At 71.6% G+C, this 229-nt stretch carries 1 pseudogene; it reads left to right on the top strand.

Annotated features, from left to right (window positions below):
• Positions 1–229, top strand: a pseudogene (locus ACQG3P_RS25490) (hypothetical protein); the annotation flags it as partial.

Genomic DNA, 229 nt, shown 5'->3' on the forward strand with positions numbered 1-229 from the left:
CTGGCTGCTGCTGTGGCTGGGCTGGTGCTGGTTCGCCTTGCTGCTGGCGGTGGTGGCCCACGGCGAACCGCTCAGCCTGGACCTGGCCGTGCACCAGGCGATGCTGGCGCTGCGCACTCCGCTGGCTGATTACCCGATGGCGGCACTGGCCTCGCTGGGCGCCTGGCCGGTATTGCTGCCGGCCACGGCAGTCACCATGGGCTACCGGATCTGGCGCCGGCGCTGGAGG

Origin of the sequence: Stenotrophomonas sp. SrG, from assembly GCF_050031795.1 — a bacterium.
In the GTDB taxonomy this organism is placed as follows: domain Bacteria; phylum Pseudomonadota; class Gammaproteobacteria; order Xanthomonadales; family Xanthomonadaceae; genus Stenotrophomonas; species Stenotrophomonas rhizophila_A.